At 56.3% G+C, this 22,251-nt stretch carries 21 protein-coding genes; 13 read left to right on the forward strand and 8 right to left on the reverse strand.

Annotated elements, in window-relative coordinates:
* Positions 1–74: 74 nt before the first annotated feature.
* Positions 75–341: a hypothetical protein gene (locus NA78x_RS12660; protein ID WP_425618817.1), complete on the reverse strand. Its 267-nt coding sequence runs from the start codon at positions 339–341 to the stop codon at positions 75–77.
* Between the two features lie 217 nt (positions 342–558).
* On the opposite strand from NA78x_RS12660, the gene NA78x_RS12665 reads away from it, so the two are divergent.
* Positions 559–1,338 carry a HEAT repeat domain-containing protein gene (locus NA78x_RS12665; protein WP_425618818.1) on the forward strand — a complete coding sequence of 260 codons (780 nt, stop codon included), beginning with the start codon at positions 559–561 and terminating at the stop codon, positions 1,336–1,338.
* 217 nt (positions 1,339–1,555) lie between these two features.
* Here NA78x_RS12665 and ilvC read toward each other — a convergent pair whose 3' ends face one another.
* The 3 genes from ilvC to NA78x_RS12680 form a co-directional block, all read right to left on the reverse strand.
* The gene (ilvC, locus tag NA78x_RS12670) at positions 1,556–2,560 is read right to left on the reverse strand and encodes a ketol-acid reductoisomerase (RefSeq protein ID WP_425618819.1); all 1,005 of its coding nucleotides are present in this window, start codon (positions 2,558–2,560) and stop codon (positions 1,556–1,558) included.
* 118 nt (positions 2,561–2,678) lie between these two features.
* The gene (gene ilvN, locus NA78x_RS12675; protein WP_425618820.1) at positions 2,679–3,239 is read right to left on the reverse strand and encodes an acetolactate synthase small subunit; all 561 of its coding nucleotides are present in this window, start codon (positions 3,237–3,239) and stop codon (positions 2,679–2,681) included.
* Between the two features lie 245 nt (positions 3,240–3,484).
* Positions 3,485–4,993 carry a hypothetical protein gene (locus tag NA78x_RS12680; RefSeq protein WP_425618821.1) on the reverse strand — a complete coding sequence of 503 codons (1,509 nt, stop codon included), beginning with the start codon at positions 4,991–4,993 and terminating at the stop codon, positions 3,485–3,487.
* Positions 4,994–6,089: 1,096 nt separating this feature from the next.
* On the opposite strand from NA78x_RS12680, the gene NA78x_RS12685 reads away from it, so the two are divergent.
* The 3 genes from NA78x_RS12685 to gatC all read left to right on the forward strand — a co-directional run bounded on the left by NA78x_RS12685 (position 6,090) and on the right by gatC (position 7,386).
* Positions 6,090–6,545: a TIGR03067 domain-containing protein gene (locus NA78x_RS12685; protein ID WP_425618822.1), complete on the forward strand. Its 456-nt coding sequence runs from the start codon at positions 6,090–6,092 to the stop codon at positions 6,543–6,545.
* A 170-nt stretch (positions 6,546–6,715) separates the two neighbouring features.
* Positions 6,716–7,060, forward strand: a complete 345-nt coding sequence (gene rpmB, locus NA78x_RS12690) for a 50S ribosomal protein L28 (protein WP_425618823.1) — start codon at positions 6,716–6,718, stop codon at positions 7,058–7,060.
* A 35-nt stretch (positions 7,061–7,095) separates the two neighbouring features.
* Positions 7,096–7,386 carry an Asp-tRNA(Asn)/Glu-tRNA(Gln) amidotransferase subunit GatC gene (gatC, locus tag NA78x_RS12695; RefSeq protein ID WP_425618824.1) on the forward strand — a complete coding sequence of 97 codons (291 nt, stop codon included), beginning with the start codon at positions 7,096–7,098 and terminating at the stop codon, positions 7,384–7,386.
* Positions 7,387–7,436: 50 nt separating this feature from the next.
* On the opposite strand, the gene NA78x_RS12700 is transcribed toward gatC, so the two are convergent.
* On the reverse strand, positions 7,437–7,808 hold the full coding sequence (locus tag NA78x_RS12700; protein WP_425618825.1) for a hypothetical protein: 372 nt from the start codon (positions 7,806–7,808) through the stop codon (positions 7,437–7,439).
* 193 nt (positions 7,809–8,001) lie between these two features.
* Here NA78x_RS12700 and NA78x_RS12705 point away from each other — a divergent pair, with 193 nt between their 5' ends.
* From NA78x_RS12705 to NA78x_RS12745, 9 genes are all read left to right on the forward strand, one after another.
* Positions 8,002–9,540 carry an Asp-tRNA(Asn)/Glu-tRNA(Gln) amidotransferase subunit GatA gene (locus tag NA78x_RS12705; protein WP_425618826.1) on the forward strand — a complete coding sequence of 513 codons (1,539 nt, stop codon included), beginning with the start codon at positions 8,002–8,004 and terminating at the stop codon, positions 9,538–9,540.
* A 64-nt stretch (positions 9,541–9,604) separates the two neighbouring features.
* Entirely contained in the window at positions 9,605–11,077 is a 1,473-nt protein-coding gene (gene gatB, locus NA78x_RS12710; RefSeq protein ID WP_425618827.1) for an Asp-tRNA(Asn)/Glu-tRNA(Gln) amidotransferase subunit GatB, read from the forward strand.
* Positions 11,078–11,141: 64 nt separating this feature from the next.
* Positions 11,142–11,738: a Uma2 family endonuclease gene (locus NA78x_RS12715; RefSeq protein WP_425618828.1), complete on the forward strand. Its 597-nt coding sequence runs from the start codon at positions 11,142–11,144 to the stop codon at positions 11,736–11,738.
* Entirely contained in the window at positions 11,738–12,373 is a 636-nt protein-coding gene (locus NA78x_RS12720) for a Uma2 family endonuclease (RefSeq protein ID WP_425618829.1), read from the forward strand. Before NA78x_RS12715 ends, NA78x_RS12720 begins: the two co-directional genes overlap by 1 nt.
* A gap of 3 nt (positions 12,374–12,376) precedes the next feature.
* Complete coding sequence (locus NA78x_RS12725; RefSeq protein ID WP_425618830.1) at positions 12,377–14,029, forward strand: HEAT repeat domain-containing protein; 1,653 nt, start codon at positions 12,377–12,379, stop codon at positions 14,027–14,029.
* Between the two features lie 110 nt (positions 14,030–14,139).
* Positions 14,140–14,385, forward strand: a complete 246-nt coding sequence (locus NA78x_RS12730; protein WP_425618831.1) for a hypothetical protein — start codon at positions 14,140–14,142, stop codon at positions 14,383–14,385.
* A 1,433-nt stretch (positions 14,386–15,818) separates the two neighbouring features.
* Positions 15,819–16,556: a hypothetical protein gene (locus NA78x_RS12735; protein ID WP_425618832.1), complete on the forward strand. Its 738-nt coding sequence runs from the start codon at positions 15,819–15,821 to the stop codon at positions 16,554–16,556.
* Between the two features lie 762 nt (positions 16,557–17,318).
* Entirely contained in the window at positions 17,319–18,530 is a 1,212-nt protein-coding gene (locus tag NA78x_RS12740; protein ID WP_425618833.1) for a tetratricopeptide repeat protein, read from the forward strand.
* Between the two features lie 253 nt (positions 18,531–18,783).
* On the forward strand, positions 18,784–19,467 hold the full coding sequence (locus NA78x_RS12745) for a hypothetical protein (protein WP_425618834.1): 684 nt from the start codon (positions 18,784–18,786) through the stop codon (positions 19,465–19,467).
* Between the two features lie 199 nt (positions 19,468–19,666).
* On the opposite strand, the gene NA78x_RS12750 is transcribed toward NA78x_RS12745, so the two are convergent.
* The 3 genes from NA78x_RS12750 to NA78x_RS12760 all read right to left on the reverse strand — a co-directional run bounded on the left by NA78x_RS12750 (position 19,667) and on the right by NA78x_RS12760 (position 22,224).
* On the reverse strand, positions 19,667–20,074 hold the full coding sequence (locus NA78x_RS12750) for a hypothetical protein (RefSeq protein WP_425618835.1): 408 nt from the start codon (positions 20,072–20,074) through the stop codon (positions 19,667–19,669).
* An 89-nt stretch (positions 20,075–20,163) separates the two neighbouring features.
* On the reverse strand, positions 20,164–21,168 hold the full coding sequence (locus NA78x_RS12755) for a DUF1559 domain-containing protein (protein WP_425618836.1): 1,005 nt from the start codon (positions 21,166–21,168) through the stop codon (positions 20,164–20,166).
* 597 nt (positions 21,169–21,765) lie between these two features.
* Positions 21,766–22,224 (reverse strand): DIP1984 family protein, encoded by a 459-nt coding sequence (locus NA78x_RS12760; protein ID WP_425618837.1) that lies wholly within the window; start codon positions 22,222–22,224, stop codon positions 21,766–21,768.
* Positions 22,225–22,251: the final 27 nt, after the last annotated feature.

Here is a 22,251-nt window from a genome sequence, read left to right on the forward strand (position 1 = left end):
TCGCCTTTGTTGGAGCGCCGGCTTGAGCCGGTCCTCACATTGCCGGCTCAAGCCGGAACTCCAACGATCGCCAGCTACAACTTCTTCACCTGCGAAAACTCGTCGAGCGTGACCGTCGTTAACTCGCCGCTTTCCCGCTGAATTACCAACACGTCGCTGAAGACCTTGTCGTCGCTGTTACGGCGAAAGTGCAAGCTGTGGCGACGGCGTTCCTTGCGAACGACCTTGCCGATCGTCGTCGTGTGCCACTTCCGAAAGCCGACCTTCACCTCGTGATCGACTTGCACGCGATCACCCGGCACCAATTCGGCAAACAGTTCCAGCATTTCAGCTTGCGACATCGGGTTATCCATCCGTAGGAGTGTAATCAGTCATGCACTCTATTATATCCCAAGGTCGCTACTCAGATAGGCCGGAATCAGTTGTCGGGGTTTCTTTGGACACTGCATTGGCTATTCTGGCCTGCCAAATCATGTCCAAATGTCGCTGTGACGTTCTCCGCTTGTTGCCGGGGATTGATTCGACTCCACAACCTTGTTGTAACTAACGGGAGATAACATGGCCCGAGGTTCTGCAGACAAATCTTACATCGTAGCATTGCAGGAAGTGTTGAACGATCTGAGCAAGACGTTCAATCGGCCACGAGATCCTGCGCTATATACCAAGGCACGATCTTATTTTCACTCAATTCCTGACGATATACGGGCCACCGTCTTGGACAAGGCCGTGGGGAAGTCAATCAAGCGGTTCCAAGTTGCGGCTTGGCTGGTCGTCGAATGCGATCCACCTTTGCCAAGCGTGGATGAGTGGATCGTTGCCGGGTTGAATGATGAGGATGCCAAACGTCACAGTTGGATGATTCAGGTTGTCGGCAATGCCAAGCTGACACGGTTTGCAGAAGCCATCGCCAAAATCATTGCCACCGAAGGTGAGGCACGCTGGTGGGCCGTAAATGCAGCTGCCGCAATGCGGGGCGAAAGGTGCCTGCCATCACTGCTGGAGTTAGCAGAAAAGTACGCGGAGGAAGAGACTCCGTTCTCGCTTGTTGCCGCTCTCTCCAAATTCACCTCGCCCCTCGTAATCCCGCACCTCAATCGCGTTTTCGAGAGCAACGCTGAAGAGCGAGATCGCGTAGCAGCGGCTCGGGGATTGGGGCGGCAAGGCGATCAACGAGCGATCGAATTCTTGGTGGCGAAGCTCGATGAAGATGACCAAGGGTCGCAAAGCCGGCGAGCAGCTCAAGCGCTCAGCGACTTGTTTGGTTGGGAGTTTGAATGGGCTCCCGGAGCGCAGCAAATCGCCAAGGAGAACTGGCGACGAAAACAGGAAGGTCCGTAAGCCGGAACCAGCGTCCATGCGCTGTTCCGGCTAATCCCTCACCCGGACTACCGCAGCATTATTCATCAGCTACCATTCGCAACAAATCGCTTCGACTTACGCTCGCTAGCTGCTAACTATGGCAAAGCAGCTAGCAGGCAAAGTCGCTTAGTTTTTTTGGCGGTGCTACCTGATGACTAATGGTGGGATTACCGAGGCGAGGGAGTAGGAAATGCGACTAAACTTCCTTCGCGTTGATCCAGGTCATCAGCTTGCGAAGGCGGCGGCCCACGTCTTCCAGCTGGCTGCTCTTCTCATGGCGGCGAGTGGCCTTGAAGCCAGGAGCGCCGGCCTTGTTCTCGAGGATCCATTCGCGAGCGAACTGGCCGCTCTGGATTTCCTTGAGGATCTTCTTCATTTCCTTGCGAGTCTCGTCGGTGATGATCCGTGGACCGCGAGTGTAGTCGCCGTATTCAGCGGTGTTGCTGATGCTGTAACGCATGTAGCTCAGACCACCTTGGTACAGCAGGTCGACGATCAGCTTCAGCTCATGCATGCACTCGAAGTAAGCCATTTCAGGCTGATAACCGGCTTCGACCAGCGTTTGGAAACCTGCCTTGACCAGTTCGCTGACGCCGCCGCAGAGCACTACTTGTTCGCCGAACAGGTCGGTTTCGGTTTCTTCGGCGATCGTGGTTTGAATCACACCACCGCGCGTGCCACCAATGCCCTTGGCATAGGCGAGACCGATCTTGGTGGTCTCTGGCTTGGCACCCGGACCGACGGCGATCAAGCAGGGCACGCCACCACCCTTTTCGAATTCGCTGCGGACGAGGTGTCCCGGGCCCTTGGGGGCGACGAGCAAGGTGTCGACACCCGGCGGTGGCTCGACTTGGCCGAAGTGCAGGTTGAAACCGTGCGAGCACATCAGAATGGCGCCGGGCTTCAGGTTCGGCTTGATTTCCTGGCGATAGACATCGCCTTGAATTTCGTCTGGCAGCAAGATGTTGATCACATCGGCCTGCTTGGTCGCATCGGCAGCCGACATCGGCTTAAAACCATGCTTAATGGCCAGATCGTAGTTCGGACCACCCGGCCGCTGGCCAATGATCACGTTCACACCGCTGTCGCGCAGGTTCTGAGCCTGGGCGTGACCTTGCGAACCGTAACCAATGATGGCGACAACTTTACCCTTGAGGTTACTGAGGTCGGCGTCGTTGTCGTAGAAAATTGTGGCGGGCATGGAGACGAGTCCTTCTAACGGAGCGGATTATGAGTGTGATTTGGGCTGGTTGGAGTACCGGCTTTAGCCGGCATTTGTTCGTGTCGGTAACCGGCTAAAGCCGGGACTCCAACATCAATTACAGGTTGTCGTGGCTGGCGACTTCCCGGACCGGGATGTCTTCCGGCAAGCTGATGTCTTCTTCCTTGGGCTTGGTGCGAGGAAGTCCGCGCACCATGGCGATGCGACCGGTGCGAACCAACTCGACGATGCCGTAAGGGCGCATCCGCTCGATGAAAGCCACAATCTTCTGCTCGCGGCCCGAGATCTCGATCATCACTTCTTCGGGACCAACATCGACGATGCGGCCACGGAAGATCTCGACCAATTCGCGAACTTCGGTTCGCTTGGTCCCTGGTGCGGCATTCACTTTCAGCAGCATCAGGTCGCGCTCGACATAGTCTTGCGAACTGATGTCGTCGACGTGAACGACCGTGACCACCTTGCTGAGTTGCTTGCGAACCTGCTCGAGCACGCGATCGTCACCGACGACGACAAACGTCATTCGGGAAAGTGTCTTATCATCGGTCTCGCCGACGGCCAGCGAATCGATGTTGTAGCCGCGTGACGCCAGCATGCCGGAAATGTGAGCCAGCACGCCGGGAACGTTCTGCACGACGGCCGAAAGGACGTGTCGCATGAGCGGATCGCTCCGGATTTTGAGAAAACCAGTATGGTAATTACCTCGGCCCTCTCCAACAAGGGCCGGGGGTCGCTTCGGGGCCACAGGTGGCGGCGAACTTGCGGGTCTGCCGAGCCTTTATTCCGATCAGTCAGGCCAGGAGGTCTGCTGCCCCGAACTCCAGCCCCAAAAACGACAAACGCGAGACACGTGTCTCGCGTTTTAGGTTCGGTGGTCATTCCGTGGGCAATCGCCCACTCAACTTAAGCAGCCTTCGTGCTGCCATCTAATGGCAGGGCCGAGGGAGCAGTCGGGTCGGCATCGGGAGCCGTATTCGGATCAACAGCTGGGCCGTTGGTTGGGCCTTCGATGGCCGGCTTTTTCAAAGTCGGCTTCTTATCGGCCTCTTCCTTCGGCTTCACCGGTTCGGTAGCCTCGGCAGGGCGACGGATTTCACCTTGGGTGCCGGCTGGGGCAGCGGCAGGAGCGACTCCTGCAGGGCTGACAACCCGACGTTCCACGCGGACAGGTTCGGCATAGATCACGCGCGGTGGCAAGGTCGGAGCAGATGCCGGGGCATAAAAGGTGGTGGTAGCACCATCTTCGATCACACCTTCGTAGCTGCCGACAGGCACCTTCATCATCACGGTCTTGGGGACCATGCGATAAGCGGTGTATTCCACCCACTTGTTCACCGTGCGCGGCACTTGCACCTTACGGACTTCGTAGTTGATCCGCTGGACCTGAACATTGTAGTCTTCGGTCACTTCTTCAGTGACGATCTTCTGCACAGTGACTTGTACCGGACGGATGATCTCTTCCCGCTCAAAGCGGGTCGTTTCGACCGGGATTTTGCGAGTGATTCGCTGAGTGACCGGCCGTTGAACGGTTACTGGAACGTCGCGAACTTCTTCCACTTGCTGCATGCGAGTGACTTGAATCGGCGTTTCTTGCGTCACCACTTCGTCCACAAACCGAGTGACGTTCAGCGGCACCCGTTGTGTGACAATCTGTGGTTGCATGGTGGTGACCGGAACTTGCGTCGTCACCGGGTTCGAAACGAACGTCGGTTGGACGGTCGTTACACCGGGGTTCTGCATCGGCACCCAACGCAACCCGCCACGGTTCCAAACGGCCGCACCAGTCACTGGATCGGTCAACCAGCCACGCTGTACCCAGGCCAGGCGATTGCGAACATTGCCAGGCTGATAGAAGGCTTGATTGACAACGCCGCCCATTTCGACCGTCTGCGGTTGAAAGGTGGTGACCGGCGAAAACGTGGTGAACTGCTGGTCTTGCATCACCGTTTCTTGAACCGGGCGACGGACGGTGAATTGCTGCTGCTGCATCTGAGTTTCGGTGATCGGCCGATTCACAACGAAGCGCTGCTGGCGGTTTTCGGTTTCGGTGACCCAAGTGGTTTGATCGACCGTTTCTTCGCGAAACGATGTTTCCGTCACGGGCCGCAACACGGTGATTCGCTCTTCGCGGTCTTCCGTTTCCGTCACGGGCTTGCTGACCAAAAACTTGCGTTGGCGAGTTTCGGTGACCCATTCCGGCCGCTGCACCGTCACTTCTTGCTCGTCCAGAACCTGCTCGGTCACCAGGCGAAACGCCTTGACGGGCTGTTGTTCATAGATGGTTTTGTAGACGACCCGCTGCGTAACGACGGGCGTGCCGCAGCAAGAACCTTGGGCGAATACGGCTTCGCCAGCGAGAATCAGAGGGCTACCCAGAGCCAGCATACTGAGGATTCGAATGGTGCGTTTCATGACCGCTGTTCCTGTGCTCCGCAGGACGCTGTCGTCCGGCAGGGCGTAAAACCACGCTTGCGTGCCGCTTGCATTCCTCCCTATTGCTGCCGCATCGCTAGAAAAATCGCGCAGTCATTTGCGCGAGTCGCTGTTACGCACAAGTGTGGGGGACGTCTGGTCTAAAGGCAAATGCAATTTTTTCAAGCTGTAACGCGCAGCCTTGTTAACTTCTCTTGGCGCACCGCTTTAGGAATTTCGAAATTCTCTGCAGAAAACTTAAGGTTCTGCCGACAGCCAAAATCGGCAGTTTTCCGCGGGTTTTCAGCGTTTTTGCCCAGTCGCTACAGTCGCTCCAAACGGAACAATCTACGGACTCTCGCGTGCCGCTGCTGGCACACGATTCATGTCACTTGATCTTCGTCCAGCCCGCTTCGTTGCTATCCGCCCCCGCCCCTGCGGCGGGGGTTCCTTGGCTTATGCATTAGCGACCCCGCTTCCAACTCCAGACCGCCACTCAACTCCTCTGACAACCATTTCCGAGGCTCGGCCGAATTTGGTTATCAGCCACTGCAACCCCTTGCCAGCAAATCCGTTCCGTCACTACCTGCTGATAATATTCCAAAAACATGCTCACCCAGTTATCACGAAAAACTACTGAAATCCTCGCGAAAATCGGCAGTGATTCCATTTTGATAACCTTTTCGTCGATTTATTTCGTGTTTGGGCGTGTCGTAAGTTGCTGTTGTAGAATGCTTTGCGGGATTCAAATGCCTCATTCTGACGTTCGTCTGAAAACCGTTTGATAACCACTTTTTACATTGCGTTTACATGGTCACTTGGTCGCTTCAATGCCGCCGTCGCGCTCCGCCACGACGCATTTCCTCAGGCTCGATTTCCTCGCCAGAGCGATTGGACCTCACGTCAGTCACGCAGATCCCGAGCGCGGACCGCAGGCCCTGGTTGCTCTTGCCGAAATTATCTCTAGGTACTGATTTGTTGTCAAATAGATTTTTCCTGGTGATCTTCCTTTCGTTGGCAAATTGCCCGAAGTTGTTACGCTAGGCGTTATCTCTGTACCTCTTCCTCTCGGCCGTCGGTCTCCATGGAGTTCGCTATGCAAGCCGTTCTGCGAAACTGGGCGTTGTCACTATTCGTCGTCGTGGTTACCGCAGCCGGGATCCCTGTTGCCACTGCCGCCGATCCGTTCGATGGCAAATGGAAAATGGTTTCCATCGAACACGCGGGGATGAAACTCCCCGATGACCTCGTGACGAAGATCCCCAGCCAGATTCATTTTGAACTGGGCAAGGTGCGCGTAGTTGTTGGCGACAAGGTCCTCATGGAAGGGACCTACATGTTCGACGAGACCAAAACTCCCAAAACCTTCACCATGTCGGGACTGAAGGATCGGAAGGGGAACGAGAAAAAGCTGCAAGGCATCTTCGAAATCAATGACAAGGGGCAACTGCGGACCTGCGTGACCACTGCTGACAGCGAAAAGCTGCCCACCTCGTTCGACACCAAAGCCAATCCCGGCAGCGACCTGACCACCTATGAAAAGGTGCGCTAGTTCCTGTCCCTCCCTTGCACCTAACCTCTGGCCCCTTCCTCTCTTCTCCTCACATCTGCGGTTGCGTCCTGCCAGCAGACTGGTATATTGCTTGGTTTCGGTAAATGAGACTTAAGTTTGCGGGGACAATTCGTTTGTCCCGGCAGCGACCCTTGGCGAAGGATCTGGCAATGGCGTATCAGTGCGAGTACTGCGAAAAATCGAAATCCAAGGGGAATCAGATCGAGACCCGCGGTAAGGCCAAGTACCTCGGTGGCGTTGGTACCAAGGTGACCGGGATCACCCGTCGCGAGTTCAAGCCGAACTTGCAGCGCGTCCGCATCACCACCCCCGGCGGCACCAATCTGACCGTCCGCGTTTGCACCCGCTGCTTGAAGAAGGGCGTGGTTCGCAAGGCCGTCAAGCAAGCTCCGTTCAAGTTGCCCGTCTCGGCTACCAAGCCAGCCGCCCCCAAGGCCGCTGCTGCTCCGGCTAAGGCTGAGAAGAAGGCTCCTCCAGCCAAGCCTGCCAAGTAGTTTTCGAGCCTGACTTTCTTTGCTGTAGGACCACGATGTCGCTGTCGCGCGAAGATGTCGATAAGGTTTCGCTGCTCGGTCGGCTGTTGCTGACCGAGGCAGAGCTAGGAACCATGACCTCGCAACTCGGGCGTATCGTCGGCTACGTCGAACAGCTCAGCGAACTGAAAACCGATAACGTGGAGCCCATGGCCCACGCCTTTGATCTGAGCAATGTGTTCGCCGAAGACATTCAGGGCGAGCACCTTCCTCGCGCGGCCGCGCTGGCCAACGCTCCCAAACGCGACGACGAATGCTACCGCGTCCCCGCCGTGCTGGGCGAGTAATTTTTCTGGTGGCCGGTAACAAGCGGCATTCGCACTATTCCGGCATTTGGCTATCTCGTTTCGTAGCTCCGCAGCACGCACCCAGTCTGTTCGTCAATGACGAACGCGAAGTCCCTTCCAGGCGTCAAAAGGATCGCCGTCAGTTCGCCCTGCACGTAGTAGGCATCCCAAAAGCCGTGGCCATTCCTGAATTCATAGGGGATTTCGAGCTGGCATCGAACCGTACCGGTTGAGTTAATGATTTGAGCGTTACTGAAGCCGTTTTTCTCGATCGGAAAAACGACGATTACTCCCGAATCGTCGTTTAATTTCGCAACAAGTATATTTTCCTTGTCGGCTTCCCGCTGAAGCTTCGCTTTAACGAGTTGAAGCCATGAAGCACTGAGCAAGCCGGCAGGTTTTGGGACATCGTCACTCTGCATCGTTTCCCCGCGAGTTAAACGCTCCCCGCATTGTCAGTTTGCGGCGATTCCGTCATTCTAAAGCGCATCCCAGGCATGCGGAGCTTTGATCGCTTCGTATTTACCATGATGTCTAGCGCAGCGCACGCAATATGTCCGTGCGACTCGCACTAGCAGCTGTTCTGCGCTTCCTTTGTTTGCCCTGCAGGTTCCCATGTCATTGCTTCGCTCGACCGCCGCCGAACTCATTCAATCGCTCCAGTCGAAGAAGGTCTCGTCGGTTGACTTGACCACCGCGTATCTCGACCAGATTCAGCAGCACGACGGCCAGATTCAGGCGTTCTTGCACGTCGATCGCGACGCAGCCCTGAAGGCGGCCAAGGCCATCGACGACAAACGTGCCGCGGGCAAGCCTGTCGGGCAACTCGCCGGATTGCCGGTGGCGATTAAAGACGTTCTCTGCACGCAAGGTGTAAAGACGACCTGCGCCAGCAAGATGCTCGAGAACTTCGTTCCTCCTTACGATGCCACCGTCATTGCCAAGCTGAAGCAGGCCGACGCGGTCCTGATCGGTAAGACGAACATGGACGAGTTCGCGATGGGTGGCTCGACCGAAAACAGCGCGTTTCATCCTACTCGCAACCCTTGGGACAAGGCCCGCGTTCCCGGCGGTAGCAGCGGTGGTGCGGCCGCATGCCTTGCTGCTTCGATGGCGCCGCTGTCGATTGGCACCGATACCGGCGGTTCGATTCGCCAGCCTGCGGCGTTTTGCGGTGTATCGGGTTTGAAGCCAACTTATGGTCGCGTCAGCCGGTATGGTCTGGTCGCGTTCGCCAGTTCGCTCGATCAAATCGGCCCGATGGGGCATACCGCTGAAGACTGTGCGATCTTGCTTGATGTGATCTCTGGCCACGATCCCAAAGATTCGACGAGTGCCGATCTTGCCGTGCCGAAGTACGCCGACTCAGTCAAGCAGCCTCTCGTTGGGCTAAAACTCGGCATAGTAAAGGAGCACTTTGGTTCCGGTCTCAACAGCGAGATCGCCGCCGCCGTTCAAGAAGCGGTGAAGGTCTATGAATCGCTCGGCGCGACGGTGAAAGAGATTTCGCTGCCGCACAGCAAGTACGGCATCGCCACGTATTACATCATCGCCCCCAGCGAAGCGAGCAGTAACCTAGCCCGCTACGACGGCGTGCACTATGGCTATCGCTGCGAAGAAAAAGCAATGCTCGCCGAGTTGGCTGCCGAGAAGGCCGCGCTCGAAGCCAAGAACGACAAAGAAGGGCTGAGGAAACTCGACAACAGCCTGATTCGCCTCTATCGGAAGAGCCGCTCGGAAGGCTTTGGCCCGGAGGTGAAACGCCGGATCATGCTCGGCACCTACACACTGAGCGCTGGTTACTACGACGCCTACTATGTGAAGGCGCTAAAGGTCCGCCGGCTCATTCGTGGCGACTACGACGCCGCTTTCAAGGACGTCGACTTCATCGTCGGCCCCACGACTCCTTCGCCAGCTTTCAAGCTGGGTGAGAAGACCGACGATCCGCTCGCCATGTACCTGGAAGACCTCTACACCGTCACCACGAACCTCGCCGGTGTTCCCGGAATGAGCATTCCCTGCGGCTTTACCGCCAGCGGTTTGCCCATCGGCCTGCAAATGCAAGCCCAACCCTTCGACGAAGAACGCCTCCTGCGCGCCGCCCACGCTTACCAGCAGAAGACCGATTGGCACAACCGGCGAGCACCTGAGTAACCATCCGTCTTAACCGGCGTCAGCTTCCCAATCTGCAATTCACAATTAGCAATCTGCAATTCCCATGTCCGACTATCCTTACGACATCATCATCGGCCTCGAAACGCACGTGCAGTTGCAGACCAAGACCAAGCTCTTCTGCCGTTGCAGCACGAAGTTCGGCGCGGAACCCAACACGCAAACGTGTCCCGTGTGCATTGGCATGCCCGGCAGCTTGCCCGTGATGAATCGCGAAGCGTTTCAGCTGTCGCTGCAGACGGCCATCGCGCTCAACTGCGAGATTCCCGAGTTCACGAAGTGGGATCGCAAGAACTATTACTACCCCGACTTGCCCAAGGGATATCAGATCAGCCAGTTTGACCTGCCGATGTCGCAAAAGGGCTGGCTCGAAATCTTCGATACCAAGGGTGAGTTCGAGCCCAAGCGTATCGGTATCATTCGCGCTCACTTGGAAGAAGATGCCGGCAAGAGCTTGCACGACGAAGCTCACGGCAAGAGCGATACGCGGATCGATCTCAACCGCACCGGCACTCCGCTGCTGGAGATTGTCAGCGAACCGGACATGCGCAGCACGAAGGAAGCCCGTGCGTACCTGACGGAACTCAAGTTGCTCCTTACCTATCTCAACGTCTCCGACTGCAACATGCAGGAAGGTTCGCTGCGCGTCGATGCGAACGTGAATATTCATATTCACACGCCGAATGGCAAGATCGCGACCCCGATCGTCGAGATCAAAAACCTCAACAGCTTTCGCTTTATCGAGCGAGCCCTCGCGTACGAAGTGCAGCGGCAATACAAACTGTGGCAAGAGACTGGCAAGACCATCAAGGACTCGCCCAAGCAAACTCGTGGCTGGGACGATGCCAAGGGCATCACGCTTTCTCAACGTGAAAAGGAAGACTCCGCCGACTATCGCTACTTTCCCGATCCCGACCTGGCACCAGTTATCACGCCCAAGGCCGAGACCGAAAAAATCCGGGCCTCGCTCTGCGAACTTCCCGCTGCGATTCGCAAGCGGCTGGAAGGTAGCTACGGAGTTACGCAGTACGACAGCGACGTGGTCGTCATTCAAGGTCGCTCGTTCGTCGACTACTACGAAGAAGTCGCCAAGCTTTCGAACGACGGCAAGAAAGCCGCGAACTGGGTGACGCAGGAAGTGCTGCGCGTGCTCAACGAACAAGGTGGCGACATCCAATCGTTTCGCATGCGCCCCCCTGCCCTGGCTGAACTCGTCAAGCTCGTCATCGCCGGCGAGATCGAAGTCACTCGCGCCAAGGAAGTCTTCAACGACATGGTCGAGCACAACCGCTCGGCTCCCGAGTCGATGAAGGCCCTCGGCATTGCCAAGGTCGATCTCAGCGAACTCGAAGCCATCTGCCAGGAACTTGTCACAGCCAACCCCAAGATCGTCGCCGATGTGAAGAGTGGCAAGGTGCAAGCTGTCGGCTCGCTGCTTGGCCAAGCCAAAAAGCGAAATCCCAACGCCAACCCCAACGACGTGCGCCGCATCTGCCTCGAGTTGATCGAGAAGATGTAGCAACCTTCGCTCCGCAGCTTACGCAGGTATAATCGAGATACCGATCCGCTTCGGAGCATCCCACATGTCGACCGCACCCAATCGCCAATTCACCGTCGAAGAGTATCTCGCCCGCGAAGAGCGGTCCGAGCTCAAGCACGAATACTACCGTGGCGAAATCTTCGCGATGACGGGGGCGTCGTTTCGGCACGTGCAGATTCACGGTAACGCATATGCCGCCTTGCATACCAAACTTCGAGGCAAACCCTGCCAGCCGCTCGGCAGCGACATGCGACTTTCCGTGAATGCTGCTGGACTGTTTACGTATCCCGATATTTCCGTGGTCTGCGGCGAGCCGAAGTTCGACCCTCGCAATGCTAACACGATCACAAATCCCACGCTGCTGATTGAAATCCTTAGTCCCTCCACTGAACGCTACGACCGTACGACCAAGTTCGGCTTCTATCGCAAGATCCCGTCGCTGCAGGAGTACGTCCTCATTTCGCAGCACGAAGCGCTGATCGAGAAGTTCACCCGCGATGTGAACGACGAATGGAAGTTCACCGATGCCGTCGGCTTGGAAGCCACGCTCAATTTTCATTCAATCGCTTGCGAACTGACACTTGCCGAAATCTACGATGGAGTAGAACTCGATCCTCCCGCTGCAGCGGAGCCTGCATGATGTCGACCGCACCCAATCGCCAATTCACCGTCGAAGAGTATCTCGCTCGCGAAGAGCGGTCCGAGCTCAAGCACGAATACTACCGTGGCGAGATCTTCGCGATGTCAGGTGGCTCGCGCAATCATAGTAAAATTACCGGTAATGTTTACTTTCAGCTTCGAGTTGCGCTGAAGGGCGGACCTTGCCGGCCATCCAACAGCGATCAACGTATCTTCATTCCCAAGGTTGGCCTCCATACCTATCCTGATCTTTCCGTAGTCTGCGGAGCCCCCGCATCGGAGAGCATCGACCCCAACGCCAATACCAATCCAACATTGTTGGTCGAAGTACTTTCCCCCAGCACCGAATTGTACGATCGACGCCAGAAGTTCGATTTCTACAAGCGTATCTCCACGCTCAAGGAATATGTCCTTGTTGCCCAGGATGAACCTCGTATTGAACGGTATGTTCGCGGCGAGAACGGTGGTTGGACCCTCTTTACGACAGTCGGTATAAATTCCGAAATCAACTTCGATTCGATCGGCTGCACAATGCGTTTGGCGGATGTCTACGAAAGCGTGGAGTTCGCTGAAGTCGAACCCACATTGATCGTTGAGCCACCACCGACTGCCGAATCTCGCCGCCCGCACGAATAGCCTTTGCCACTAATCATCTTTTCCCTTTCTGAAATGACCGACCAACTCGAAGATCGCTTGTCCGCCCTGCTCGAAGATTTGCGCCGAGGGAATGACCTCGCGGCGCAAGACCTCAACCGCGCACATCGCCGCGCCAATTGGCTGACCGAATCGCCGCGCGAAGAATGGACGCCCTTCTTTGCCGAAGTGATCAAGCTCGAACTGCCGCTGCCGACCAACACCGATCGCCTGCTGACGTCGATCTTGGCAAGCATGGTGCAGCAACGTCGTACGGCCCTGTCGTCGGGCGAAAAGCGAGACTCGCTCCTCGCCGATCCGCAGCTGCTCTCGGTCATGCATCAGCTCTACGTGCAGCTGCCGCAGCGTAGCGGAGCCAAGGCTCCCATCCTCACTTGGCTCGCTGCGGGTGGCACACAGGAACAGTTGGAGCTGCTCGTCAACTTGCTGCTCGAAGATCCGCCCGAAGATGAGCAACAGGTCGCCCTCGCTTTGAGTCCGCTCTTTTTGAAGCGGCCACTGGCTATCGACGCCCTGTTCCCCAAGCTGTTCGCGGTGATCGATAAGCCCCAACTTGCTGCAGCGGTGCTGGACCTGGCGAATTACCTCGTCCGTGAGAAACTCGTCGAAGAGCATCCGGGCAAGGCGATGGCCGGGCCACTGATGGAACTCCTTTCTTCGCTCACACACTCGCTGGGAAGCCTCGAAGAGCGGCCCGAAGACTTCGCCGAAACGCCCCAGCAACTCGCGCGGCGAGTGGCCCACAGCGTGTCGCTGGCCGTGTCGCTTTGCGATGCTCTCGCCCTCATCGGCGACGAGCGAGCCATCGGCAAGTTGAACCAAGCCCTCGCTCTCGCCCATCGTCGCGTCCGCACCGAGGCCGCCGCTGCCCTCGCCAGGCTGGGCGATCAGCACGGCAAAGACACGCTCGTCGAACTAGCCGCCGAACCCGTCGCGCGGCTCCGCGTCCTCACCTATGCCACCGAGTTGAAGGTCACCGACAAGATCCCCCCGCAATATCGCACCCCGGCCGCTCGGGCCGAATCGGAACTGGTCATCTGGCTCGCCGAGCCCACGCAGTTCGGCGTACCTCCGACGCAGATCGAACTGGTCGACCAGCGCAAGCAGCATTGGCCGGGCTACAACGGCCCGGTCGACTGCTTCCTCTTCCGCTTCACCTATCGCCTCACACTCGAAGACGGCCAGCAGCGGTCGTACAGCAACGTCGGCATCGCCGGTCCGCTCGCCCACGCCTTCACCGCCGACCTGGCCGATCTACCGCCGGACGACATCTACGCTGCCTTCGCCGGTTGGCAAGCCGAGCACGAAGACATCAAGCAGTACGAAGTCCCCCGCCTCAGCAAGGCCGAGCAACTCGAAGTCGTCCGCCTGCAGCGACGCCTGCACGATGCCGGCTATGCCGAAATCCAACCGTTGCAAATGGGCTATTTCTTCGGCGAAAAGGCCCTGCTCGCCGAAGTCCAGCGCGACGGTGCCGCTGGCGTCGCCGTCGCCGACTTCGAAGACATCCTCTTCTATCCTGTCCGCCAACCTCGCCGCTCGCTGGGCATCGAGGAGGCTTATTCCATCTATAAGGGTCGTAAGCTGCTGCGAACCTTCAACCCCCCTGCCCCGCCCGGCAACACGCCGAAAGTTTAGGGGGCGGTTTGACTGCCCCAGCCTATGACGTACTGTTCGTTGGCTGGTGATGCGCTCGCTCGTACGACGCACCATTCCAGCGACCATTTTGTGGGCTGGAGAACTCAGGCATGTCCGTCGCAAGCACCGTCGAAGCACTTCCGGCTCCGTTCCTCGACCGTCGGCAAAACGCCGGCCCCGGCGACGCCCCCAGCCGCGAACGCCGCCAGTTCGCCAACAGCCACGACGAGCTCTCGCCCGAAGCCCGCGAGCTTGCCTTTGCCATCGATGCCTATAAGCTGATGCATCGCCGCCGCTTCATCACCTTCGAAGAAATGCTCTGCGTCATGAAAGAGCTCGGCTACCAAAAGAGCTAAGCCCCTCGGCAATTGATGCTCCTCGCCTGTCGCGGCAGACCCATTTGGTCTGCCCGCCCTTCTCTGGCAACCCTCGTTCTGCCCCGCTGAACAGTCCTCGTTCAGCCCTTCTGCCCCCTTGGTTTTGATAACTTTTTGCGTGAAAACGCGAGTTTATCGCCTCGCTCTAACCTACTCTGTTTCAGTAGTTTACAGCCGAATTATCCCACCAATCTCGGTTTTGCCGATAACCATCTGATAACCACTTTCGCCCCTGTTCAAACCGCGGCCTGAACAGGCCCTAATCGGGTGGGGGCTCTTCGTGGCGACCAGCCTCCCGTCCTGCCGATTCTTCGTCGACCCAGCCGACCACTCTCTCCGCTGAACAGTCCCCGCTCAGCCTTCCTGAAAACCAGCTTTGATAACTTTCTGCACGAAAAACGCAACGAAGCCAATCGCCATAACCTGTTATTGCTATGTTGTTTACGACCGAATCTGCCTACAAATCTCGGTTTTTCCGATAACCATCTGATAACCACATTTGCCCCTGTTCAAACTCCAGCCTGAACATCCCCTAACCGGGTGGGCGCTCGACTTGCAAAGAAGCCTTCCCCTTACTCGGCCGTACGCTCCGTTTGCCGTCCTCCCGGGTTAACCGAGCCGCTGGCGGCGGCAGCACCTCGAACCCGAGTATTCCGCACTTCGCCCGCGCAAGCGCGCGGGTCAACCAGCACCAAAACCTGACACACAGATCGGTGGCTTGATTCGCACTCCGTACCGGGACCATCTCTCTACGTCGCAGTCCGCTCCGCAACGCGCAGGGCCTAGCCGGCCCCGTCCCCAGAAACTTTAAGATGTTGTTGGCACTAAGTCAACATATCGTAATAATGTTTTCCACGTTCGCAGACGCCGACCACCCAGCGCGGGTGAGGCTGCCAACGATTCGTTACTTCGAGTAGCCCATGACCCAAGCTCACCACAAACGATGGTGTCCGGTTGGGTGGCATGGGTTCTACCCATGTGTTCCCTTGTCTTCTGAGGTAGGGCTCCTCGCCAGCTCCGGCAGGATCCAGTTCGATCTTCACCAGCAACCGCCGTGCGTCGTTACCTCAGAATGGTTTGAGTTCCACTCGCGTCTGTCACGATACGCCCCACGAGAAAGGCCATCAGGACATGGGTAAAACCCATGCCACCCAAAAATGGCCAATGACCACGCATGCCACCCTGCCGTCATCACAACAGCTTTTGGCCTCTCGGAAGGAAGCTGCCCACCCATTTGGCTGGCGCGCAGGCAAGCGGTATCATTGCTGCAGCCTGCATCTGTCTAAGTCAACTCCGCGTCAGGCAAGTGCAGAGCCAGCGGCACCCAGAAAAACCGACAGTCGGCCAATAATGCAGTTGGCGTGCTCGTGGCCGCTTACAGCCTGGCACCCCGAAAGCGTAAAAGACCTGCGATGGGCGATAACGATTTCCTAGTCATTGTGTTGGCGTCAACGTTTGTCTTGAGCTTGGGAATCGGCGTATTCTCAAGTTCGAAGGGGCTTGGTTTTGGGTACGGATTCTGGTTCAGTTTGTTGCTGAGCCCAATTATTGGGGCAATTATTGTTGCCGGAACAAGTTCGCCGGCGGCAGAACAAGAACTCCAGCTACTAGCCACCGGCCGCGGCCGAAAGTGCCCATTTTGCGCAGAAGTGATCAAGATCGAAGCGACTAAGTGTAGGTTTTGTCGTGAGGACCTACAGGCAATCGATCAAGCAGCCCGTGAAGCAAAAGCCACGATGCGTGCGCGACTACGCGCTGAAGAACAAGCAAAGGTTAATCTTCGGCATATTCAGTCTCGAGGATCAAAAGCTTCCTTCGCCAACTACTGGGCAAAGCTCTTGCTGAGTATCAGATCTTCCGCAGAGTCTGCATTGGGGAGGTGGCAAACCGTAGGAATTGTCGGGCTAAACGTCTTTCTTGTAATAGCTCTTCTTTGTGTGCTGTTTCAACCGAAGCTGGTCGTAAGCGTCTTACTGACCTTCTCGCTACCGCTGGTTGCCATGTGGTTTTCGTTCATCGCTTTTATATACCCATCGGACGACGAGATCTCCAGTTTCATAGCTTCCACCGAAGAAGACATGTTGAGAAACACCATCGAATCCGAAAACGCTCACCGTAGTCTGGAGGAAGCACGGTCGTCAAAGCAATAGATAGATAGTAGTAGCCCGACCAGCGATCTTTGTCAGACTGCCCTACTTTGGTTAACCGAGCCGCTTGCGGCCGTTGAACTGCCAGTTCAGTCATTTCATAGTTCACCCGCGCAAGCGCGTGGGTTAACCAGATGACATTGAGCGCTGGTCGGACTACTACTAGAACTGCAATCATATGCCTGAAATACTGGGTGGTGCCGTCATTTTTGGGTGCCAGTACGTGACTTGCAGCAGCGCTCAGCCGGGCAGATCGATCGCGGCTCAGGGGCCATTTTGCGAAAGGGCTGCAGCAATGATACCGGTCGATTGTGTCCGGTGGGGTGGCATGGGTTCTACCCATGTCTTCCTTTGTCTTCTGAGGTAGGGCTCCTCGCCAACTCCGCTAGAATCCAGCTCGATCTTCACCAGCAATCGCAGTGCGTCGTTACCTCAGAATGGTTTGAATTCCACTCGCATCTGTCACGATACGCCCCACGAGAAAGTCCATCAGCACATGGGTAGAACCCATGCCACCCAAAAATGGCCAATGACCATGCATGCCACCCTGTGAAGAAACATGGTTTGCAGCGAGCGAATCCAGTACGATGACGCTCGATCACCACCACCGATACGTCGTTTTGATTGGCTGCGATGTCCGGGTGGAGCATAGGATTTCACCAACTATTGAATGGACATGCGTGTTCGTCAGGTGCGGCACTTGGCCTACATTGGCGAGGCTCTGGCGGTCTAGGATGATGGCGACATTAAGCAAGGAGGTTCGACATGTTTGCGATCAGCTTTCGGGCGTTGTTCTCGATGCTGTTGCTTGTGATTGTTTGTCCCGTAGGCAAGACTCAGAGCATTCCTGATCTAATCACAGAATTGGAACAAGTGCTGGACAAGGCCGTTGCGCTCAAGAAGGCCGGCCAGAAAGACGAAGCCGAAGTGCTGCTTCGAAATGGGGCTGCAGTATTAAGGAAAGGGCTGGAGAAATACCCCGAGAATAAAATCGTCAGGACTTTCTACTGCGAATTTCTCCTGGAGCTGAAGGAGCACGACAAAGCGCTGGCGGTGGTCGAGCCGCTGCTCGAGAAAGAGCCGAATTCGCTCCTCTTTCACTGGCTCAAGGCGCGGGCATTAGTTGATGCCGAGCGATTTCCCGATGCAGAGACGGCGATCCGCCGGGTGATCGAACTCGATCCAAAGAAGAAAGCGTTGCCGCTCGTAACACTCGCAACTGGTCTCATCTCGGCAAAACGCTCTCAAGATGCAAGACCAATACTACGCGAGGCGTGCCAGGCGGATTTAGGCGAGCCGGACGCAGCCTACATGCTCGCGTTGTTAACGTTTCGCTTGGAAATGTACGATGAATGGGAGAAAGTGTTAGGTGCTGGAATTGCAGCCCATGCGCAGGACCGAAGATTCCGCGATGAGTTGGTTAAAGGCTTACTGAAGCTGAAACGACTCGACGAACTGTATCGGGCGCGCTTGGAGATCGCGAAGGTGTGGCCAGACGATGCCGACAATGAGAAAGAGCTGCTATTGCTTGCCCCTCATTTGAAGAACCCAGTCGATCCTCAAGTTCATGTTGATCGAATGTATGCGCTCCATGCGGCGGGCAAGTATCCCCACCAAAGTTTCCAGCGCGAGCAGTTCCGCCTGCGTGATGCAACTGTCGTGGTCGATGAGTTTTTTGCAGTGACCGACGCTCAGCCTGCAAAGTACATGTTCTTCCTGACGAATGGGGCAGATAAGAAACACGAAGATCAAGTCATCGTAGGCTCCACGGCAAAAATTATGGCCCACCTACTCAAAATTGGGGTCACTACCGACGCCGACGCACCTTACTTCGTGGCCTCCAATCGCGAGAATGTCGTGTCCTATGGCATCTTTCGTGCCCTGCCCCCTTATAAACAGGTTCGCGAAACTGTCGTCGAAATCTTCGAGGGAAAACGGCAACCGAAGGTCGCCGAATTGATCGAGCCAAATAAGTAGCCCCGTAGGTCGGGTCGGTACTCCGCCCTGAATCAATACCGGGGGCATTTTTTGAGCGCTGGATGGGCAGCGGCGAGTCACCCTGGTCAGGTCCGGTTCCGTTGCCGGGCAATGCGCGTGAGGTTCACTCCCAAGAAGGTCCACCTGCATTTGTTCAGGGCGGAGTACCGACCTGACCTACATAACTACATAACTAGTGACAATTATGCGAGACAATAGCATTATCGGCATTGAGGCTCGAGTTCGGTGACAAATGACTAAACAACAACTTGTTCGAATTAGGATTCGACATCGCCCGAAAACGGGTGAGTCGGCGAAGCAGCGACATGAAGTGGCTATTGAAACGTTGCTCTCTGCGTCTTTGGCGAATGAAGCGGCAACGGAGTCTGTTATTCTTGAATTTGCAGAAGGAGATGAACTTGATGTTGGAGCAGCTCAACTGAATTCAATCTGCAGGAATGGCGTCAACGCTAATGCCGTTTATGGTCCGCGATTTCAGGACATGCCAGATGTCGCGATGTATGACGACAGCCTTACGATTGTTTGTGATACACAATTGGTTGATTATGTGAGCCTGCTTACTACGTCACTTCCGATAGTAATTAGTACATTCGGCGCATATCGAGCTAATGTTGTGGTAAGTAATGAGCAAGATATGATCGACTACAAGATGCTCAATGAACTACGCCGAAGCGATCCTCGCGATTTGGATGGGCGTGACGGCATCCTTAGATTGAGTCCGGCATGCTATTTTGATCGCACTCTTTGCGAGCGGGCGTTTAGGCTTTCGTGCGAAGTCGCCGCGGCGCGATTGAAGCAGGTTGCTGAGCACGTGGAGTTATGGGAAGACGGCGTACTGGTGGTGCTCTCCGCAAGCAGCAGAGACAACGAGTATCTAGAAAGAGTCAATAGAATTGCGATCAATGTGCTGAAGTAGTCCTTGTGGTTAGCTGTGGATTGACGGCACACCCGCTACGCTTGAAGACTATTATCGCACGCTACATCTTCGTCAGCGCCGAGGCCGAGGTGAAATGACTGAACTGGCTGCTCAACGGCCGCAAGCGGCTCGGTTAACCAAGGAAGCTAAGCCTGACAAATATCGCTGTGGGGCTACTACATGGACTGGCTCAACCGGTTCAGCGTGTCATTGCCTCAAAACTGAACTCGTTGGGGGCTTCTGGCTTCGCGGGTTTGACGTCCGCGGTCAGCGTCGACTTATAACTGAAACGGTTGGCGACGATGTTGGTCTTCTTGACGGTGTCGGATTCGAGTCCGCTGTCGGGTGGGCTTTCGAAATAGGAGAAGATCCGCACCGAGTTCGCGCCGATCATCGCGTTGCCGGAGTATTCACCCGCATTGACGGGAATCAGTTGATCCGGCATGCCGGGCAACACGAACACAATCTCGCCGGTGGCCATGGGTTTGCCGTCGAGTTTGACAGTCCCCTTCACGGGGGCGAGGGGAGGCAGCTTGGTCGCCGCAGGACCACAGCCCGCGAAACCAGCCAGCATCAATAGCAACGTCGCGACCACCAGGAACCGCATGCGGAACACCCTTGCAAGAATGAGAGAGGAGGCCCTGCCAGATGGCAGGGCCGTAGAAGCAAAAGCAGGATTGCGACGGCACGTCGTCGCTAGTCGAGAGCCGCGACCGCTCCGTCGCTGCCACACGCCACTTGCTGCAGAATCAGCAACGGAGTCGTCTGGCTCACGAAGCGGGCGGAACCATCGGCGATGGCCATGATGCAGCCGCCTGGATGGGCCGAACTAAGCGGAATATTGTTCCCCGTGTTATGTCCGGTGCCGCCACTGTTGGGCAGACCGCGCTGGTTAATCTGATAGGCGACCGTCGTGCAATTGAAGTGACGATCGGTGTAGGCGGCTCCCACCGTGATGTTGCCGGCACCCATCGTCCAGCCGTGCGGCCCCTGGCTGGTGATGGCGGTGTAGCTACCGAGGATGGGCTTGTTCGTGGCATCGCGCATGTGATCGCTCTGCTCGCCAATCAGGAACGTATTGCTGGTACCGTCCGTAAGCGAGGCCATCGTCGCATTGCTATTGGCGTACATCGGACCTGTACCGGAGCCGTCGCCATGGGTTCCCGTGTAGAACGTCGTACCGGGAAGGTTCGAGCCTGCAATTCCAGTATAGGAGGTAAACATTTGAATCGAGCCGGCATTGTTCGACGCCGTATAGAACTCCGGCATTGGGGACGAAGGACAACGATAGATTTTCAACATCATTCGATTGACCAACCCCATATTGTTCGCGTTCTGATAGCCACTGCTAGTGCCATCGAAAACCCATTTGCTGTGCAGGGCGGTCTGTTCGATGTAGGGGAGCAAGTACACCTTCCACGAACTGCCCCAGGCGCCGCCGGTGGCATGAGTTCCGAACGGGGCCTGGTCGCGGGCACATCCCGGCGGAAAGCGATTGAGAACGTCGTGGTGATTGTGCGTGGCCAGCGAGAGGTTCTTCAGATTGTTGACGCACGACGAACGTCGTGCCGCTTCACGAGCCGCTTGTACTGCGGGCAGCAAGAGTGCCACCAGCACGCCAATAATGGCAATCACCACCAGCAGCTCTACGAGGGTAAACCCCGCCCTGCCTTTTCGCTTGTCCCGCTGTGTTGCGAACATGAACCACCTGTTTTCGAGAGGTAAAAAATAAGTGATGAATAACGTATCAGTCCTTAAGGGGCATCACTGCCCCCTAGGACCCGCGATAATGATGGGTAACTACCCTCCCAGTGTCAACGTGAATCCGTGCGCACCGCAAGAGAATTCCACTATTTCTGTCAGCAGGTGACAGATGGCCGCAGGGCAGTTACTTCGTCAGCGAATCAATCGCACTGCCAATTCGATGTGGCTACGATAAGCCGAGAGTAGCTATGTCTTATTAATCCGGCTTTGCAGGTGCACTGTGCCGGTCGGCAGGCATCACAACATTGTGATAAGAAGCTGCGGGTACGTGAAAACCTTGGCGACGTCGCTGGCCAAGATCTGTAGAAGGAAGCAGCGTAGAAAAAAGTGGGTCCGTCAGCGTCTGGTAGTAAGTGTTGCAAAGTAACCGGCGTTAAGCCGGGCTTGAGGAGTCAGTGATGCTTGGGCGAAGTTGTAAAAGTTTTGCGCTGCCCACCGCGCTCCAGAGCGGGCCCAGAATATTTTCAACCCCCTGGCCCCGTGTCGGGGTCTGACGCTCGCCCGGACCCATATGTTTTCAACTCATTCGCTAAGTTAGCCCTCCAGTTCGGCTTTCCAGTTGGCTTCTTGGATGGCACCGTTAATCTCGCGAATGCTCTTCGCCAAATCCTCCGACTGCTTTTGCAGGCTCGAGACCTTGAGCGTGGCAATCCACTTGATTTCCGACATGCTATAGCGATCGGGTTCTTTCTTAGTACTGGCGATCGCATGCTGCAAAAGCGCGTGCTGAGCGACGAGAGTTTCGCGCCGGGCAATGGCTGCCGTGAGCGATCGTCCGTCGGGCAACTTGTGAGTCAGGTTTGCCTGATTAATGCGAAAGATTAGTGACTCAAGTTCCTTGAGCACGCCCATCGACTCGTCCAAGAGTTTTGCGGGATCCTCGTGAGGCTCGCTTCCCTCTTGCACGACTGCGTACTGTCCAATCCGTTCCCGCAACGAGGCCAGCTTTTTCTGCATGTCGGCCCGCAGCAGTAAAGCTTCAGCAATTTTCATGAGTAGTTTCCCAAGCGACGGCGTGAA

The organism is Anatilimnocola aquadivae, assembly GCF_049819085.1.
Classification (GTDB): Bacteria; Planctomycetota; Planctomycetia; order Pirellulales; family Pirellulaceae; genus Anatilimnocola.